The organism is Azonexus hydrophilus DSM 23864 (genome assembly GCF_000429605.1).
Lineage (GTDB): Bacteria > Pseudomonadota > Gammaproteobacteria > Burkholderiales > Rhodocyclaceae > Azonexus > Azonexus hydrophilus.
In genome coordinates, this window is the sequence record NZ_KE386925.1 from 225,523 (window position 1) to 244,073 (window position 18,551).

The window sequence follows — 18,551 nt, forward strand, 5'->3', positions numbered from 1 at the left end:
TGCGCCATGCCAGTCGCCAAGGCTTCCTGGTTATCGTCGCTGCAGTATCCGTCGGCGATTCTGGGTGCGATTGCCCTGATGGCGATTGGTCTGGCCCTGAATCTTCTCCTGCCCGGCCTGCTTTCGGTCCTGCTGCTGAGTGCCGGCGGTGTCGCCATGCTCTGGCTGGCAAATGCCGAATTCCAGCATTACCGCTCGATTTCGCAGGCCTATCAGCTGGCCATGCAGGCCGCGCACGATGGTTTCTGGGACTGGGACCCGGTCAGCAAGAAACTTCGTGTCGGCACCCGCTTGCTGCAAATTCTCGGTTATCGCGAGGATTTCCTGCCTGACACCCACGCCTGGCTCCGCCTGGTGCATCCGGACGACGTCGCTTTTTACAATCGCGAGGTGGCCCGCCACATCAAGGGTGAAACCGATCACTTCTATTGCGAGTACCGGGTGCTGGCCAGCGACGGGCAATACCGCTGGATCGCCTCGCGCGGTCTGGCCGTCCGCGACCGGAACGGAACCGCCTACCAGATGGTCGGTTCGGTCACCGACATCACCGAGCGCCGGCAGCATCAGGAGGAACTGGAATTCCTGGCCCGCCACGACAGCCTGACCGGCCTGCCCAACCGTCTGCTGTTTGCCGAGCAACTGCAGGCAGCCATCGACGAAGCCAGCCGGCAGCAACAAACCCTGGCTGTCCTGTTCATCGATCTCGACCGTTTCAAGAACGTCAACGACAGCCTCGGCCACCGTGCCGGTGACCGCATGCTGCAAACCGTCAGCATCCTCCTGCGCAACCTGTTGCCGGCCGGCAGCCAGCTCTATCGCCAGGGCGGTGACGAATTCATCATCATCCTGCCGCAAAGCGATGGCGCCACGGCGCTGGCTGTTGCCCAGAAACTCAAGGACGCGCTCGGCGAACCGCTGGTCGATGACGACACGACTTTCCTGAGTACTGCCAGCATCGGCATCAGCCTGTTCCCGAAAGACGCCCGTGACGGTGAAACCCTGTTGCGTCACGCCGATGCGGCCATGTATGCCGCCAAGGGCCTGGGGGGCAACGCCATCCGTTTCCACACACCGCAGATGGACGAACGCCTGAGTTTGCGGATATCGCTCGAAACGCGACTGCGCAAGGCGCTTCAGGACGATTGTTTTGAACTGCACTACCAGCCCAAGCTCAGCCTGACCGATGGTCGCCTGGTCGGTGCCGAGGCCTTGTTGCGCTGGCGTGACGGCAACTCGATGATCCCGCCGGACCAGTTCATTCCGGTTGCCGAAGAATGTGGACTGATCGTTCCGCTCGGCGACTGGGTCATCGACCGGGCAGCCCGGCAGATTGCCGAATGGCGGCAGCTTTACGGCGAGATCCCGCCGATCGCCATCAACCTGTCGCCGCGCCAGTTCTGGCGCCCTTCCGTCTCGCAACGGATACTCGATACGCTGGCGGCAAACAAGCTGCCGACCTCGGCGATGGATGTCGAAGTCACCGAATCGGTCGTTCTCGACCCCGGTGGTGACGGCGTCGACCAACTGGCACGCCTGCGGGCAGCCGGCATCGGCATCGCCCTGGACGATTTCGGCACCGGCTACTCGTCCCTCTCCTACCTGCAGCGGCTGCCGGTCGGCTCACTCAAGATCGACCGCGCCTTCATCACCGGGCTGATCGACGACGAACAGCAGCGCAATAGCGAGCCACTGGTCCGGGCAATCATTGCCATGGCCCACAGCCTGTCGCTGGAGGTCGTCGCCGAAGGCGTCGAGACGCAAGCCCAGTGGGACATCCTGGCGGCACTGGGCTGCGATGTGGTGCAGGGCTACCTGGTCAGTCGCCCGCTACCGCACGCGCAGTTTGCCGAACGCTTCCTGAGCCAGATACCGCCCGCTCAGGGATAAATCTTGCAGAAGCCGATGCCATTGACCGGGTCGCTGACCAGGCCGAGCAAGGTGAAAAAAATCGACAGGCCAATGAAAAAGGCGACCCAACGGGCCGCCTTCCGGTGACGCTGTACCAGTTCCCGACAGGGCTGGCAGAAGCGCATGGCAATTACAGGCCGCGTTGCGCCCGCTTGCGTTCGATTTCCGTCAGATGGCGCTTGCGCAGACGGATCGACTTCGGCGTCAGTTCCACCAGTTCGTCCTCATCGATGAATTCAACGGCGGCTTCCAGGCTGAGCTGGACCGGCGGCACCAGGCGGACGGCTTCGTCAGTCCCCGAGGCACGGACGTTGGTCAGCTGCTTGCCCTTGATCGGGTTCACGACGAGGTCGTTCTCGCGGCTGTGGATGCCGATGATCATGCCTTCGTACAGCTTCTCGCCCGGGTTGACGAACATACGGCCGCGATCCTGCAGCTTCCACAGCGCGTAGGCGACGGCTTCGCCGTTGTCCTGCGAGATCAGCACGCCGTTGCGACGCTCGGCGACGGTGCCTTCCTTGACCGGCGCGTATTCGTCGAAAACGTGGCTCATCAGGCCGTTGCCGCGGGTCAGGTTCATGAACTCGCCCTGAAAACCGATCAGGCCGCGGGCCGGGATACGGTATTCGATGCGGACACGACCGCGACCGTCCGGCACCATGTCGAGCATCTCGCCCTTGCGCAGGCCGAGGGCCTCCATGACGCCGCCCTGGTGTTCTTCCTCGACGTCGACGGTCAGTTGCTCGTACGGCTCGCATTCGACGCCGTCGATGACCTTCTTGACCACGCGCGGACGGCCGACGGCCAGCTCGTAGCCTTCGCGGCGCATGTTTTCGAGCAGGATGCCGAGGTGCAGTTCGCCGCGACCGGCCACGTCGAAGACGTCACCGTTCGGGGTGTCATGCACGCGCAGCGCCATGTTGGTCAGCAGTTCCTTGTGCAGACGGTCGCGGATCTGGCGGCTGGTGACGAACTTGCCTTCGGTACCGGCCAGCGGGCTGGTGTTGACCATGAACTGCATGGACAGCGTCGGCTCGTCGATCTTCAGCAGCGGCAGCGCTTCCGGCTGGTCCGGATCGGTCACCGTGCAACCCAGCACCAGATCTTCGATACCGGTGATCTGGACGATATCGCCGGCCTGACCTTCGTCCATTTCGACCTTGTTCAGGCCCTTGTAGCCGAACACCTGGCCAATCTTGGCCTTGATCGGCGAACGGTCGTGCTCGGCGGCCTCCTCATCGGTACCGAACATGACCATCACGTTCTGGCCGGTCTTGACGCGGCCACGGATGATCTTGCCGACGCCGATGCGACCGACGTAGGAAGAATAATCGAGCGCGGAAATCTGCAGTTGCAGCGGCGCGTCGACATCGGCATCGGGGGCCGGCACGTGGCGCAGGATGGTGTCGAACAGCGGCTTCATGTTCTCGCGCGGCTGGTCGAGTTCCATCGCCGCCCAACCGTTCAGGCCGGAAGCGTAAACGATCGGGAAGTCGAGCTGCTCGTCGGTGGCGCCGAGCTTGTCGAACAGATCGAAGGTCAGGTTGACGGCGTTGTCCGGATCGGCGCCGTCGCGGTCGACCTTGTTGACCAGCACGATCGGGCGCAGGCCCTGGGCCAGTGCCTTCTTGGTCACGAAGCGGGTTTGCGGCATCGGGCCTTCGGCGGCATCGACCAGCAGCACCACGCCATCGACCATGCCGAGCACGCGCTCGACTTCACCGCCGAAGTCCGCGTGGCCCGGGGTGTCGACGATGTTGATGTGGATGCCTTCGTATTCGACGGCGGTGTTCTTGGACAGGATGGTGATGCCGCGTTCTTTTTCGATGTCACCGGAGTCCATCACGCAATCAACCACCTGCTGGTGGGCTGCGAAAGTACCGGATTGGCGGAGCAGCTGGTCGACCAGCGTGGTTTTGCCATGGTCGACGTGGGCGATGATGGCGATGTTGCGGATGGGGCGTGCGGACATGTTTGTAGGAATAGTCAGAAAAATCAAAGGCGTGATTCTACCATCCCATGCTGCGTCGCAACATATCCCCTCGCACAACCCGGCAAATAAATTTATGTTTGGTAACAACTGCGATTGGACAGCAAAACGCAGCTTGCCTATGCTTTCCGCAAGACTTCCCGGAGCCATCGAAATGCTGCACCGCGCCCTGATCCTCGCTCTCCTGACGCTGCTTGCCGCTCCAGCAGGCGCCAGCTGGCGGGATCGAGACAACGACGAAGCGAAAATCGTGGACCTCCGCCACGACGGCGAGAAGCGCCGTTACGCGCTGTACGTTCCGCCTGGTCTGGATACCAGCAAGCCGGCGGCACTGGTGCTGGCCTTTCACGGCGGCGGCGGACACGCCGAGTTCATGGCCGACGACGCACGCTACGGTTTGATCAGCAAGGCGCGCGAGGGCGGTTTCGTCGTCGCCTTTCCCAATGGATACAGTCGTTTGCCGCGCGGCCGGCTGGCCACCTGGAACGCCGGCGGCTGCTGTGGGGATGCGCGTGACCGCAACAGCGACGACGTCGGCTTCAGCCGCGCCGTGGTCGCCGATGTTAGCCGGCAGGTGGCAATCGACCGCCAGCGCGTCTTCGCCACCGGCATGTCGAACGGCGCCATGATGGCCTACCGGCTGGCCTGCGAGGCCACCGACCTGGTCCGCGCCGTGGCTGCCGTCGCCGGTACCGAAGCCGTCACCACGTGCCGGCCGGCGCGGCCGGTGCCGGTCCTGCACATCCACGCGCGCAACGACACGCATGTGCTGTTCGACGGCGGCGCCGGGCCGGACGCCTTTCGCGATGCGAGCAAGGTCATGGATTTCGTTTCGGTGCCGGAAACGGTCAAGCGCTGGGTCGGGCGCAATGCCTGTCAGACACAACCCGAACGCACACTGGAAAGCCCCGGCGCCTGGTGCGAACGCTACCGCGGCTGCCGCGACGGCGCCACCGTCCAGCTCTGCGTCACCGCGGACGGCGGCCATTCCTGGCCGGGCGCCGAGGCCGTCCGCCGCGGCAAGGAAAACGCCTCGCAGGCGCTTGACGCCAGCGAGGCGATCTGGACTTTCTTCAGCGAAGTATCCGGCGGGCGGCGCTGACGCTCAACCTTCCTTGTTACGCATGAAGTCGGCGGTATTGAAGAAGTTGTTCAGCAAGACCTTGCGGGTGTCTTCCTCGATGCCGACATCCTCCATCGCCAGCACCATGCAGGCGACCCACTGGTCGCGCTCGAGCGTGCCGATGGCGAAGGGCATGTGGCGTGCGCGCAGACGCGGGTGGCCGTATTCCTCGACGAACAGGTCGGGGCCGCCGAACCAGCCGGACAGGAACTTGAACAGCTTGTCGCGCGAGCCGGCCAGGCTGGGCGGATGCATCGCGCGCAACTCGGTAAACTGGGGAACGGTATCCATCAGTTCGTAGAAGCGGTCGGCCAGCTTGCCGACCATCGCTTCGCCGCCGATCTTCTCGTAGGTGGTGGCCTGTTTTTCTTCCATGCGGTTCTCCCTGGTTTTTTATCGTGGTGAATTCTTCTTGCGCGGTGCGGGACGCTGCCCGGACGGACGCGGCGCGTTCGCCGGACGGGCCGCCGAGGCTGCATGACCGGTGCGGGGCTTGCCGTGGGTGGAGCCACCCGGTCTGGCGGGCGCAGATTTTCCGCCTGGTGCCGCTCTTGACGCTGCCGCAACGGCCGCCGCTGCCTTCAAGCCGGTACCGGCCGGTTGCCAGGCTGGCACCAACTGCTTCTTGCCGTTGCCGATCAGGTCGGCGCGGCCCATTTCCTTCAAGGCCTCGCGCAGCAGCGGCCAGTTTTCCGGGTCGTGGTAGCGCAGGAAGGCCTTGTGCAGCTTGCGCTGGCGCGCGCCACGTACGGCGCCGACGGTTTCCCCGCCCTGCCGGTGCAGCTTCTTCAGCGGGTTCTTCTCGGTGTGGTACATGGTCGTCGCCAGCGCCATCGGCGTCGGCAGGAAGGTCTGCACCTGGTCGAGGCGGAAGTTGTTCTTCTTGAGCCACAGCGCCAGGTTGACCATGTCCGTATCCTGGGTGCCCGGGTGCGCGGCGATGAAATACGGGATCAGGTACTGTTCCTTGCCGGCCTCGCGGGAAAAGCGGTCGAACAACTGCTTGAAGCGGTCGTAAGTGCCGATGCCGGGCTTCATCATCTTCGACAGCGGGCCGTCCTCGGTGTGCTCCGGAGCGATCTTCAGGTAGCCGCCGACGTGGTGCTGGACCAGTTCCTTGATGTACTCGGGCGAGCGCACCGCCAGGTCGTAACGCAGGCCGGAGCCGATCAGCACCTTCTTGACGCCCTTCAGGCTGCGCGCCCGACGGTACAGCGAAATCAGCGGCGTATGGTCGGTGCCGAGGTTCTCGCAGATGTCGGGATAGACGCAGGACAACCGGCGACAGGCCGCTTCGATCTTCTCGTCCTTGCACTTCAAGTGGTACATGTTGGCGGTCGGCCCGCCGAGATCGGAGACGATGCCGGTGAAGCCCGGCGTCTTGTCGCGCATTTCCTCGATCTCGCGGATCACCGAATCTTCTGAGCGGCTCTGGATGATGCGTCCTTCGTGCTCGGTGATCGAACAGAAGGTACAGCCGCCAAAGCAGCCGCGCATGATGTTTACCGAGAAGCGGATCATCTCCCAAGCCGGAATCTTGGCTTCGCCATAGGCGGGATGCGGCCGGCGCGCGTAGGGCAGCTCGTAGACGCCGTCGAGTTCCTCGGTGGAGAGCGGCACCGGCGGCGGATTCAGCCAGACGTCGCGCTCACCGTGCGCCTGGCGTAAGGCGCGGGCGTTACCGGGATTGGACTCAAGATGGAAGGTGCGCGAGGCGTGCGCGTAGAGCACCGGATCGTCCTTGACCTGCTCGTAGGCCGGCAGGCGGATGAAGGTATGGGCGCGGCGCTCGCGGCGCGCGGCCAGGCGCTCGGCGCGCGAGACGATGCGCACCGGTTGGGCGCCATCGGCGGCGGCCGGCGTCGCACAGGCATTCTTGTCAGTGCCCTCGTCCATCGCGTAGGGATCGGCGTGTTTGACCAGCGGCCCGGGGGTATCGACTTCGGTCGAGTCCATCTCTTCCCACTCAGCCGACGGCAGCCAGTCGCGCCCGACCATGAAGGCGGTGCCACGCAGGTCGCGGATTTCCGAAATCTTCTCGCCCCTGGCCAGGCGATGCGCCAGCTCGACGATGGCGCGTTCGGCATTGCCGAAAACCAGCAAATCGGCCTTCGAATCGGGCAGCACCGAGCGGCGCACCTTGTCCGACCAGTAATCGTAGTGCGCGATGCGCCGCAGGCTGGCCTCGATCGAACCGATCACCACGGCCGAACCGGGAAAGGCCTCGCGGCAGCGCTGGGCGTACACGGTGACGGCGCGGTCGGGCCGCTTGTTGGCCTCGCCATGCGGCGTGTAGGCATCGTCCGAGCGCGGCTTGCGATCCGAGGTGTAGCGGTTGACCATCGAATCCATGTTGCCGGCGGTGACGCCGAAGAACAGGTTGGGTTTGCCCAGCTGGCGGAAGTCGGCCGCCGAATTCCAGTCCGGTTGACTGACGATGCCGACGCGGAAGCCCTGGGCTTCAAGCAAGCGCCCGATCAGCGCCATGCCGAAACTCGGGTGGTCGATGTAGGCGTCACCGGTGATCAGGATGATGTCGCAGGAATCCCAGCCAAGTTGTTCCATTTCCGCCCGGGACATCGGCAGGAAGGGCGCCGGGCCGAAACGGTGTGCCCAGAATTTGCGCCAGGAGAAGAGCGGGCGAACGGCCGGCTGTGTGTTGTTTGTAAGCATGCAATATTTTACCTAAGTGTGCCAAGTGCCATGGCATACTTGGATTTTTCAACGCCCGTAAAGCTTTCAGGCAACGATGAATCTACCCATCCGCGAACAGTCAGGCGTGCTGATCGTCGAAGTCGGCGGTCGCATAGACCACAGCATTGCAGAAGAGTTCACCCGGGCGCTCGAACCCCTGCTGGCCAACTGTCGCCAGGGCCAGGCGCCGGTCTTGCTCGATTTCTCCGGGGTGATCTATATCAGTAGCGCCGGTCTGCGCGTCCTGATGATGGCCTCGCGCCAGGCCAAGGCCCAGCAAGGCAGCTTCGCCATCGCCGCATTGACGCCCCTGGTCCAGGAAGTGTTCACGATCAGCCGCTTCAACCTGATCGTTCCCTGCTATGCCAGCGTGGACGCCGCCTGCAAGGTACTCGGCAAATGAAACAGGTGGTTTTCTGGGGTACCCGGGGCTCATTGCCGACGGCAATGACCAGTCACGACATCCGGGAAAAGATCGTTTCCGCGCTGGTTACCGCCAATGGCCGGAGTTTCCGCAATCGCGCCGCCATCGACGAGTTCGTCGACAGCCTGCCTTTTGCCGTCAGCTCGACCTTCGGCGGCAATTCCTCGTGCGTCGAGATCGTCGCCGACTGCCCCGAACACATCATCTGCGACATGGGTAGCGGCGCCCGCCCGCTCGGCCAGGCCAAGATCGCCCGCTTCGGCGTACCCAACCCGCAGACCTATCACATCTTCGTCTCGCACCTGCACTGGGATCACCTGATGGGATTCCCGTTCTTCACGCCGATGTACATTCCGGGCAACCGGATCGTCATCCACGGTTGCCACGCGCAACTTGAGGAAGCCATCCGCCTGCAGATGCGGGCACCCTGCTTTCCCGTCGATTACTCGCAGGCCGGCGCGAAAATCGAATTCGACCTGATGACGCCGGGCAAACCGCATTTCATCTGCGGCCTGAACGTCACGCCCAAGTTGCAACTGCATGCCGGCGACTCCTACGGCTACCGTTTCGACAGCGTCGACAAATCGGTGGTGTACAGCACCGACTCGGAACACAAGCTCGACGACATCGAATCCTTCGACGAATTCATCCGCTTCTTCGACAAGGCCGATCTGGTCATCTTCGACGCCATGTACTCGCTGGCCGAAGCCGCCTCGGTCAAATCGGACTGGGGACATTCGAGCAATGTCGTTGGCGTCGAGTTGTGCCAGGCCGCCGCCGCCAAAAAACTGGCGCTGTTCCATCACGAACCGATCCACGACGACAAGCAGCTCAGCCGCCTGTTCGCCGAGACCCGTCGCCTCGAACAGATCACGCGCGGCGAACGGGCGCCGCTGGAGATCGTCTCCGCTTACGACGGACTGATCGTCGAATTGTGAGCCGCCTGACCGCCCTCGCCGCGGCCCTGCTGCGCGCCGGGCGGGGACGCCTGTTCCCGGTCGTGCTGCTGGCGATAGCCGCCGGCCTGCTGCACAACATCGAGCGCACGCCCTTGCACAACCTGCAGGCCGGCCAGTTCGACCGCTATCAGCGACTGCAGCCGAGACAACGCGAAAACGAACCGGTCATCGTCGTCGGCATCGACAGCCAGAGTCTGGTTGCTCATGGTCAGTGGCCCTGGCCGCGCGATCTGGTCGCCCGCTTGTTGACCAGGATACAGGCCGGCGAACCGCTGGCCGTCGGTCTCGACTTCGTTTTCGCCGAGCGCGACCAGCATGCCCCCGAGTTGATCGCCCGCCGCCTGCCCGGCAGCGCCCACCTGCTGCACGGTCTGCCCGATCCGGATGCGGTCCTGGCCGAGGTCGTCGGCCGCGCCCCGACCACGCTGGCGGTCGTCGGCCTGTCCCGCGAATTGCCGGGCGCCCGCAAGCCGCTGCATCCCCTGCCGGCGGTAACAATGGACCCCGCCGCGACGACCGCCCTGCCGCACTTTGCCAGCGCCCTCGCCAGCCGCCCCGAACTCCAGGCCGCAGCCGGCAGCGAGGGCTTCATCAACGCCACCCCGGACAATCTGGCCAGCCACGGCGAACGCGGCATCCTGCGCCGGGTCCCCACGCTGGCCTTCATTCACGATCAGCCCTACCTGTCGCTGCCGCTGGAAATGGTGCGCCAGGCGCTGGGCGGCGGCCAAGTCGCGGTCGATCAGGGCAGCGCCGGCATGCGCGGCATCCGGATCGGCGACTACCATCTGCCGACGCAGGCCAACGGCGAACTGCTGCTGCACTTCGGCAAGTCCAGCGCCAACTACTATCTATCGGCCGCCGACGTCCTGGCCGGCGTGCATCCGCCGGAAATATTCGCCTCGCGCTTCGTCATCGTCGGTTTCAACAGCATCGGCCTCCAGGACCGGGTGATCAGCCCGCTCGGCGACAGCTTGCCCGGCGTGGACATTCACGCCCAGGTCATCGAAAGCCTGCTCGAACAAACCGCTCTGCGGCGGCCCCACTGGATGCCGCTGGTCGAGATGAGCGCCCTGCTGTTTGGCGGATTGTTGCTGATCGCTGCCGTGCCGGCGCTACGGCCGCGTTACGCGGTCTTCACCTTCGCCGGCCTCAGCCTGAGCCTGGTCAGCAGCGGTTACCTGGCTTTCCTGGCGGGTCGCTGGCTGTTCGACGGACCATCGCTGAGCGTCCTCCTGGCCCCGGTCTTCATGGCCCTGCTCGGCAGCACGCTGATTGCTGCCGACGCCCGCCGCCGCGAAGCGGAACGCCAGTTGCAGAGCAGCCGTGAGGAAGCCGCCCGCGTCGCCGGCGAACTCGATGCCGCCCGCAAAATCCAGATGGGCCTGCTGCCCGACCCGGAAAAGTGCTTTGCCGGCGAGGCGCGTTTTGCCATCGGCGCCGTGCTCGAACCCGCCCGAGCCGTCGGCGGAGATTACTACGACTGTTTCATGCTCGACCGGCAGCGCCTGTGCATCGCCATCGGCGACGTTTCCGGCAAGGGCGTGCCGGCCAGCCTGTTCATGGCCATTTCCAAGACGCTCGGAGGCACCCTGGCCCGCCGCCACGACGATCTGGCCGCCGCCGTGCACGACATCGAACGCGAACTCAGCCGGGAAAATCCGGCCTATCTGTTCGTCACTGCTTTCATCGCCATTCTCGACGTCGAATCCGGAACCCTGGATTACGTCTGCGCCGGCCACGATGCGCCGATGCTCAAGCGCGGCGCAGACATCCTGCGCATCGATACCGACACCATCGCCGGTCCGCCCCTGTGTGCGCTGGGCGACTATCCCTACATTGCCGGCCGATGCACCTTGTCACCCGGCGATCTGCTCTGCCTGTTCACCGATGGCGTCAGCGAGGCTGGCGACGGCGGCGAGTTGTTCGGCACGCAACGGCTGGCCGACTGCCTGGCGACGCTCCCCGACAACTCACCGAGCCAGCAATGCGCGCTGATTCGCGACGCGGTCCGGCGCTTCGAGGCCGGCGCCGCGCCGGCCGACGACCTGACCCTGCTGCTGCTGCGCTGGAACGGACCGCTCAGCGGATATTGATTTCCACCCGGCGGTTACGCGCTTCCTCGACCTCATCGGCGGTGGCCACCAGCGGCTCCCGCTCACCGCGACCGGCGACTTCGAGTTTTTCCGCCGGCAGGCCTTCGGCCACCAGCAGACCGCGCATGGTCTGCGCCCGCTGCAAGGACAGCGCGTCGTTGGCTTCCACCGAACCGACCCGGTCGGTATGGCCGATGACCATCACCTCAGGCGCCGTGCGCGCTGCAACTTCCTGCTTGACCCGGGCAAACTCGGCCTCGGACTCGGGCGTCAGACGATCGCTGCCGAGTTCGAAATAGAGCACGAAGCTGACCGGACGCACCGGCAGCGCCTGCAGCGTCTGCGCGTAACGGGCCTGCACCGTTTCGGCATCGGTCTGATCAGCGCGATTGATGCCAAGGCGCCGGACCGTTGCCGCGTAGGGCTGGTCAAGCACCTGTTCGGCACCAGCGCGATCACGCAGCACGACGGCGGCCGGCTTGCCGTCGGGCGACGGCAGCAGGACCACGCGTTCGCTGGCGCAACCAGCCAGCAGAAGCAATGCCAGACCCGGCAGCAGCAACTTATTCATTGCTGCCCCCGGCGACTTCGATGATGAATTCGGTGCCGCGTACGCCAAGCACCGACGTCGGCGTATGGAAATCGACCGATTCCGGTGTCCGCTTGGCAATCTTGCCAGTAGCGACCGACAGCGTCCCTTTACGGACGCCGACCGACATCCGGCCATCCAGCGTCGAACTGTCGAAAGCGAATTTGTCGATCACTACCAGCGAGCCCGGGCCGGCAGAAAGCAAGGTGTTGTCGCGCAAGGTCACGCCCACGGCGCCATCCACACCGGTACGCACGCGATCGGCAACCCGTACCTGGGTACCCACCGGAGCCGGCAGGATTTCGCCCTGACGCTCGATGACAACCCGGCCGCTGCTCGTCTTGACCATGCCTGCCACGTCGGCCGCCAACGCGGAAAGACTGCCGGCCATGCCGACAATCATCAAAGCTGCTGCACGATGTGATTTAATCATTGCCCTGTCGTCCTGTTTTTGTCATGAACGAACATTCTACGGAAATTTCAGTCCCGGCGCGCCACCAAGCGCTGACCGAACTCAACGCCGGAATCGCCGCTGCCTGCGTGCGCCTGGGCATAGGTGAAGCGGACTGCCTACGCCTGCAACTGCTCGCCGAGGAATTGTTCATCAACACCATCGACCATGGCCTGCGGGGAAACAGCGACAGCCTGGTCCGCCTGGTTCTCGGACGCGACGACAGTGGCCTGACGCTGCGTTACGAAGACGAAGCGCCGGCCTTCAATCCCTTCCTGCCGCCCGCCATAACGGCCGGCGACGACAGCATCGGCGGACTCGGCCTGGCCCTGCTGGGCGGCATGAGCCAGACACAGCACTATCGCCGCGAAGGCGGGCGCAACATCGTCGAGATCGGCCTTCAGGCGCCCTGACGCAGCGCCGCCAGCGGCGGCACGGCGAGCAACCGGCGCATGCCCAGCCAGCCGGCCAGGGTGGTCGCCAGTGCGCAGAGCACCGCCGCCAGCAGCGGCGACGTCCAGGAAAACACCGGGTCGAGCTGGAATACCTGGCGCGCCAGCAACTGGCCGACCACCGCCGCGCCCACAGCCGCGATCAGGCCGGCCAGCGCCCCGACAGCCGCCAGTTCGACCAGCATGGCGGCGCGCAATTGATCGCGGCGGGCGCCCAGCGCGCGCATCACGGCAAGTTCGAAACGCCGCTCGTCGATCGCCGACAACAGCGCCGCATACAACACCACGGCACCGGCCGTCAGCGTGAACAGGAAGACCACCTGGACAGCCGCCACCACCTGCCCGACCACCGACTGGATCTGGGCCAGGATGGCATCAATGTCGATCACCGTCAGGTTGGGAAATTCCTCGACCAGCCGTGCCGCTGCCGGACGCTGCGCAGCGCTCAGATGGAAGCTGGTGATGTAGCTGGCCGGCGCGTCTTCGAGCACGCCCGGCGGCGTCAGCACGAAGAAATTGACGCGCATCGAATCCCAATCCAGCTTGCGCAGGCTGGTCACCGCGACCGGCTTTTCGACGCCGGCCACCGAAAACACCAGGCGGTCGCCGAGGGCGATGCCCAGGGTTTTGGCCAGCCCGGCCTCGACCGAGGCTTCGCCGGCCTTGCCGGAGAACCAGCGCCCGCTGACCAGTTCATTGCCCGTCGGCAGGTCGGCCCGCCAGGAGAGGTTGAATTCGCGTTCGATCAAGCGTTGCGCCCGGTCATCCTCAGGAAAATCGGCGGCACTGATCGGCCGCTCATTGACGCTGAGCAGGCGGGCGCGGACCATCGGCGCCAGTTCGGCGGCGATGCCCTGCCCGGCCAGCCAGTCGGCCACCGCCTGGCGCTGGTCCTGCTGGATGTTGATCACGAAACGGTTCGGCGCGTCGGCCGGCACCGATTTCTGCCAGGCCTCGACCAGCTCCAGCCGGGTCACGCCGAGCAGCAGCAAGGCCATCAGACCGATACCGAGGGCGACGACCTTCAGGGTATTGGCCGCGCCATGCCGCGCCAGCGTCGCCAGGCCCTGACGCCAGCCGAAGCCGGCACCGCCGCGCAGCCGGCCGGCCAGACCCACGGCCAGCCAGGCAATGCCCCAGAACAAGGCCAGCGCCCCGACAAAACCGCCCACCGCGAGCAAGCCCAGGCGCAAATCGCCGGCCGCACGCACGATCAGCACGGCCAGCAGCAGGAAACCGAACAGGTAACCGATGACCGCCAGCGGCGCCGGTGGCCCCAGTTCCCGGCGCAGTACCCGCAGGGTCGGCACCCGCGCCAGTTGCAACAATGGCGGCACGGCGAAACCGAACAGCAGCACGGCAGCGACCAGCAGGCCTTCGAGGACCGGGCCACTGCCGGGCATCGGCAACTGCGCGCCAAGCAGGCCGCTCATCGCCGAGACCAGCGCGAAATGCGCGGCAAAGCCGAGCAGCACGCCAAGCAAGGTGGCCAGCAGGGTCATCATCAGAAAACCCAGCACGTGCAGGCGCAACAGCCCGCCCTGGGTCGTTCCCAGGCAACGCAGCACGGCGCAGGCATCGAGATGGCGCTGCATGTAGCGGCGCGCCGCCAGGGCCACGGCGATGGCCGACAGGATCACCGTCAGCAAGGTCGCCAGACCGAGGAAACGCTGCGCCTTGTCGAGCGCATTGCGCACTTCCGGACGGGCATCGGCGATTCCTTCCAGACGCTGGCCGCGATCCAGCCGGCTTTCGGCCCACTCGCGCCAGCCGGCCAGCGCCGGTTCGCTGCCGGCGAGCAGCAACCGGTAACGGACGCGGGCGCCGAACTGGATCAGTCCGCTGGCCGGCACATCGTCGATATGCATCATCAAGCGCGGCGCCACCGAAAACAGGTTGAAGCTGCGATCCGGTTCCTGGGTCAGCACACCAGCCGCCGGCAATTGCAGTTCGCCAACGCCGACCTTCGCCCCCGGCGTCAGCGCCAGCAGGCCGAACAGGCGGGCATCGCCCCAGACGCTGCCGGCGGATGGCCCGCCGGCCACCGCCTGATCTGCGCCATCGACCTGGGCAGCCAGACGCAACTGCCCGCGCAAGGGATAGGCGCTGCCCACGGCCTTGATTTCGACCAGTTGCGCCCGCCCGTCGGCGAAAACCATGCTCGGGAAAACCAGCGTGCGCACCGCACGCAGTCCGCGCGCCTGGGCTTCACCAACGAATGCGTCGTCGATCGGCTGATCGGCGACCAGCACCAGATCGGCGCCGAGCATCTGGCGCGCTTCCAGTTCCAGGGTGCGGCCGACCCGGTCGGCCAGAAAACCGACCGCCGACACGGCGGCGACGGCGATGCACAGGGCAACGAACAGCAGGCGCAACTCGCCGGCGCGCAATTCGCGCTTGAGCATGCGCCAGGCCAGACCCAACATCATTGCAGCTCCCGGATACGCTGGACGGCTTCCTCGACGCGCTTGACGGCGATCACCTCCATGCCGGGAATGGCCTGGCGCGGCCGGTTGGCTTCAGGAATCAGCGCCCGCGTGAAACCGAGCTTGGCCGCTTCCTTCAGGCGCTCCTGACCGCGTGGCGCGGGCCGGATTTCACCGGCCAGACCAACTTCACCAAACACTATAAGTTTCTCTGGCAATGCCTTGTTTTTCAATGAAGAAGTAATTGCCATAATGACTGCCAGATCGCCTGCCGGTTCGCCTATCTTGACCCCGCCGACGGCATTGACGAAGACGTCCTGATCGAAGCAGACGATGCCGGCGTGGCGGTGCAACACCGCCAGCAGCATGGCCAGACGCTGCGCGTCCAGCCCCACCGTCAGCCGGCGCGGGTTGCCGTGCGCGGTATCGACCAGCGCCTGGATTTCCACCAGCAGCGGCCGCGTTCCCTCCTGCGTCACCATCACGCACGACCCAGCGACTTCCTGGCCGTGCTGCGACAGGAACATCGCCGACGGATTGCTGACCCCCTTGAGGCCGGTCTCGGTCATGGCGAAGACGCCAAGTTCGTTGACCGCGCCGAAACGGTTCTTGACCGCGCGCACCAGGCGGAAACTGGAATGCGTGTCGCCCTCGAAATAGAGCACGGTATCAACCACGTGTTCGAGCACGCGCGGCCCGGCCAGCGCGCCCTCCTTAGTCACGTGGCCGACCAGGATCACGGTGATGCCGGCCTGCTTGGCCAGGCGCGTCAGTTGCGCCGCGCATTCGCGCACCTGGGCGACCGACCCCGGCGCACTCGACAACTGATCGGACCACAGCGTCTGGATCGAGTCGATCACCGCCACCTGCGGTTGCTCGGCCTGCAGCGTCGCCAGAATGCGCTCGAGGTTGATCTCGGCCATCAGCGGCAGATTGCCGGTATCGAGATTGAGCCGGCGGGCGCGCAACGCCACCTGCTGCCCGGATTCCTCGCCGGTCACGTAAAGCACCTTGTGCGCCTGGGCCAGATGCGCCAGCGCCTGCAGCAGCAAGGTACTCTTGCCGATGCCCGGATCGCCGCCGATCAGCACCACGCCGCCGCCGACCAGACCCCCGCCGAGCGCGCGATCGAACTCGCCGATGCCGGTCGCGATGCGGTCGGCCTCACGCGCTTCGATGTCGGCCAGGTTCTGCAGCTTCGCCGCCGGGGCCAGCGACTCGAAACGGTGGTTGCCGGGTTTTTCGGCAATCGTCTCGACCAGCGTGTTCCAGGCATTGCAGCCGGGGCACTGGCCCTGCCACTTGGGGCTGGTCGCCCCGCATTCGGTACAACTGTAGAGCGTCTTGGCTTTGGCCATTTATTGTCCGTCGATGGTCACCGGCACGCGCGGCGCCAGGGCACAGAATAGTTCGTAGGCAATGGTGCCGGCAGCGGCGGCCACCGCGTCGGCTGGCACGTAACCGGCCTCGCCCGGCCCCCACAACGTCACCGGACTGCCGATGCCGGCGTCGGGGATATCGTTGAGATCGCAGGCCAGCATGTCCATCGACACCCGGCCGACGGTACGCGTCAGCTTGCCGGCAACGGCAATCGGCGTGCCGGTCGGCGCATGACGCGGATAGCCGTCGGCGTAACCGCAGGCGACGATGCCGATGCGCATCGGCCGTTCGGCAACATAGGTGCCGCCGTAGCCGATGCGTTCGCCGGTGGCGACCGTCTGCACGCCGATGATCCGGCTTTCCAGGACCATCGCCGGCTGCAGGCCGAATTCCTCGGCCGACTGGTCGGCAAACGGCGAGGCACCGTAGAGCATGATCCCCGGCCGTACCCAGTCGCCGTGCGCCAACGGGTGACGCAGGATGGCTGCCGAATTGCCCAGGCTGACCGGCCCGTGCCATTCGCCAGCCATCGCCTGGAAGCGTTCCAGTTGCCAAAGCACACCGCGCTCGCCGTCGGCTTCGGCGAAATGCGTCATCAACGTCAGGTTGAGCGCAGGAATCCGCTTCAGGCGCTCCCAGGCGGTCGGCAGCGCGCTTTCGGTGAAACCGAGGCGGTTCATGCCGGTATTGAGTTTGAGATAGACGCTCAGCGGTCGGTCGGTGCGGGCCTGCGCGGCCAGCATGTCGATCTGCTCCAGGCAATGGACCACACTGTGCAGGCCGTGTTCGACCACCTGTTTGGCGTCGTGGATGCCGAAAATGCCTTCAAGCAGCAGGATGGGCTGGCGCACGCCGTGTTCGCGCAGGGCGACGGCGTTTTCGCATTCGAGCAGGGCAAAGCCGTCGGCCTCGCTGCGCAGGGCGTCCACGGCGCGCAGCTGGCCGTGACCGTAGGCGTCGGCCTTGACCACCGCCCAGGCCCAGGCATCCGGCGCATGCGCCTTGGCCTGGCGATAATTGTTGAGAATGGCCGCCGGCCGGATGCGGGCGCGGATCGGGCGGGAAATCTTCATGCTGCGTGCTCCTTGAGCTGGCGCCGGGCGAAATCGATGAAGGTGGTCAGCACCCGCGACTGGAAACGTTCCTGCGGGTGAATCAGGTAAAGGCCGCGCTTGAGCGGCGGATCGAGCGGAATCCCGCGCAATTCGCCGAGCGCGACCTCGCGGGCGGCCACCGCGCGCGACACGATGGCAAACCCCAGGCCGGTGGCGACGACGCCTTTGAGCGCTTCCGGACTACCCAGTTCCATCTGCGCCTTCAGGCTTTCCGGGGCAATGCCGTGCTCGGCAAAATAAGCGTCGGTGATTTCGCGCGTTCCCGACCCCGGCTCGCGCGAGATGAATTCGTAATCGGCGAGGTCGGCCGGACGCAACACCGGAAACTCGGCCAGCGGATAATCCGGCACGCAGATGACCTGCAGTTCGTCCTCGCAACACATCCGGCTTTCCAGCCCGGACAGTTTCGCCGGCGCTTCGATCAGGCCGACGTCGAGCGTATGTTCGGCGACCTGGCCTTCGATGCTCTCCGAATTGCCGACGATCAGCCGGGCCCTGACCTGCGGGTAGAGCGCATTGAATTCGCCAAGCACGCGCGGCAGCATGAATTCGGCAATCGTCGTGCTGGCGCCGACCAGCAGCGGCCCGCGCATTTCGCCGGTCATCTCGCCGATGCGGATGTCCATCTCGTCGGACAAGGCGAGTATCTTGCGGGCGTATTCGAAGGCCAGTTCGCCGGCCGGCGTCAGCGAAATGCTGCCGTGCCGACGCTCGAACAGGCGGGTGGCGTATTGTTCTTCCAGTTGCCGGATCTGGAAGGTGACCGCCGGCTGTGTCATGAACAGGGCATCGGCAGCGCGGGTGAAACTCAGATGTTTGGCTACGGCATGAAACACCTGCAAACGCCGGTCAGCCATGGCAGAACTCCAGAACGGGTAAAGCGCTATTCAACCACATTCACCCACCGCTCCGCGTAACGGCGTGTATTTTTCCCCGGTCGCTGT

General features: G+C 65.3%; 16 protein-coding genes. 6 read left to right on the forward strand and 10 right to left on the reverse strand.

Features of this window, described 5'->3' with window-relative positions:
• The first annotated feature begins 6 nt into the window (after positions 1–6).
• Entirely contained in the window at positions 7–1,887 is a 1,881-nt protein-coding gene (locus G471_RS17580) for a putative bifunctional diguanylate cyclase/phosphodiesterase (protein WP_081700249.1), read from the forward strand.
• On the opposite strand, the gene G471_RS19180 is transcribed toward G471_RS17580, so the two are convergent.
• Entirely contained in the window at positions 1,878–2,033 is a 156-nt protein-coding gene (locus G471_RS19180; RefSeq protein WP_157272517.1) for a hypothetical protein, read from the reverse strand. The two genes, G471_RS17580 and G471_RS19180, sit on opposite strands and share 10 nt — an antisense overlap.
• 5 nt (positions 2,034–2,038) lie before the next feature.
• Positions 2,039–3,880 (reverse strand): translational GTPase TypA, encoded by a 1,842-nt coding sequence (gene typA, locus G471_RS0112450; RefSeq protein WP_028995636.1) that lies wholly within the window; start codon positions 3,878–3,880, stop codon positions 2,039–2,041.
• Positions 3,881–4,052: 172 nt separating this feature from the next.
• On the opposite strand from typA, the gene G471_RS17585 reads away from it, so the two are divergent.
• The gene (locus G471_RS17585; RefSeq protein WP_051295467.1) at positions 4,053–5,000 is read left to right on the forward strand and encodes an extracellular catalytic domain type 1 short-chain-length polyhydroxyalkanoate depolymerase; all 948 of its coding nucleotides are present in this window, start codon (positions 4,053–4,055) and stop codon (positions 4,998–5,000) included.
• Between the two features lie 3 nt (positions 5,001–5,003).
• Here G471_RS17585 and G471_RS0112460 read toward each other — a convergent pair whose 3' ends face one another.
• Both G471_RS0112460 and G471_RS0112465 read right to left on the reverse strand, forming a co-directional pair.
• Positions 5,004–5,396 carry a group II truncated hemoglobin gene (locus G471_RS0112460; protein WP_028995637.1) on the reverse strand — a complete coding sequence of 131 codons (393 nt, stop codon included), beginning with the start codon at positions 5,394–5,396 and terminating at the stop codon, positions 5,004–5,006.
• Positions 5,397–5,414: 18 nt separating this feature from the next.
• Positions 5,415–7,601 carry a YgiQ family radical SAM protein gene (locus tag G471_RS0112465; RefSeq protein WP_211226440.1) on the reverse strand — a complete coding sequence of 729 codons (2,187 nt, stop codon included), beginning with the start codon at positions 7,599–7,601 and terminating at the stop codon, positions 5,415–5,417.
• Between the two features lie 169 nt (positions 7,602–7,770).
• On the opposite strand from G471_RS0112465, the gene G471_RS0112470 reads away from it, so the two are divergent.
• The 3 genes from G471_RS0112470 to G471_RS0112480 are packed head-to-tail and all read left to right on the forward strand — an operon-like array spanning position 7,771 to position 11,194.
• Positions 7,771–8,118, forward strand: coding sequence for an STAS domain-containing protein (locus tag G471_RS0112470; RefSeq protein ID WP_028995639.1), 348 nt, complete (start codon positions 7,771–7,773; stop codon positions 8,116–8,118).
• The gene (locus G471_RS0112475) at positions 8,115–9,077 is read left to right on the forward strand and encodes an MBL fold metallo-hydrolase (protein WP_028996070.1); all 963 of its coding nucleotides are present in this window, start codon (positions 8,115–8,117) and stop codon (positions 9,075–9,077) included. Before G471_RS0112470 ends, G471_RS0112475 begins: the two co-directional genes overlap by 4 nt.
• Positions 9,074–11,194, forward strand: a complete 2,121-nt coding sequence (locus tag G471_RS0112480) for a CHASE2 domain-containing protein (RefSeq protein WP_051295468.1) — start codon at positions 9,074–9,076, stop codon at positions 11,192–11,194. Before G471_RS0112475 ends, G471_RS0112480 begins: the two co-directional genes overlap by 4 nt.
• Here G471_RS0112480 and G471_RS0112485 read toward each other — a convergent pair.
• Together G471_RS0112485 and G471_RS0112490 are read right to left on the reverse strand one after the other, a co-directional pair.
• Positions 11,181–11,765, reverse strand: a complete 585-nt coding sequence (locus G471_RS0112485) for an OmpA family protein (protein ID WP_051295469.1) — start codon at positions 11,763–11,765, stop codon at positions 11,181–11,183. The two genes, G471_RS0112480 and G471_RS0112485, sit on opposite strands and share 14 nt — an antisense overlap.
• Positions 11,758–12,216, reverse strand: a complete 459-nt coding sequence (locus tag G471_RS0112490) for a FecR family protein (protein ID WP_043421591.1) — start codon at positions 12,214–12,216, stop codon at positions 11,758–11,760. The genes G471_RS0112485 and G471_RS0112490 overlap by 8 nt, the downstream gene beginning before the upstream one ends.
• A 23-nt stretch (positions 12,217–12,239) precedes the next feature.
• Here G471_RS0112490 and G471_RS17590 point away from each other — a divergent pair, with 23 nt between their 5' ends.
• Entirely contained in the window at positions 12,240–12,647 is a 408-nt protein-coding gene (locus G471_RS17590; protein WP_051295470.1) for an ATP-binding protein, read from the forward strand.
• Here G471_RS17590 and G471_RS0112500 read toward each other — a convergent pair.
• From G471_RS0112500 to G471_RS0112515, 4 genes are read right to left on the reverse strand one after another with little or no spacing between them, the layout of a single operon-like run.
• A complete protein-coding gene (locus tag G471_RS0112500) occupies positions 12,635–15,115 on the reverse strand; it encodes an ABC transporter permease (protein ID WP_028995643.1) in 2,481 nt (826 codons plus the stop codon). The two genes, G471_RS17590 and G471_RS0112500, sit on opposite strands and share 13 nt — an antisense overlap.
• Entirely contained in the window at positions 15,112–16,470 is a 1,359-nt protein-coding gene (radA, locus tag G471_RS0112505; protein ID WP_028995644.1) for a DNA repair protein RadA, read from the reverse strand. Before radA ends, G471_RS0112500 begins: the two co-directional genes overlap by 4 nt.
• Complete coding sequence (gene alr / locus G471_RS0112510) at positions 16,471–17,565, reverse strand: alanine racemase (protein WP_043421593.1); 1,095 nt, start codon at positions 17,563–17,565, stop codon at positions 16,471–16,473.
• A complete protein-coding gene (locus G471_RS0112515; RefSeq protein ID WP_028995646.1) occupies positions 17,562–18,464 on the reverse strand; it encodes a LysR family transcriptional regulator in 903 nt (300 codons plus the stop codon). The genes alr and G471_RS0112515 overlap by 4 nt, the downstream gene beginning before the upstream one ends.
• Positions 18,465–18,551 lie beyond the last annotated feature (87 nt).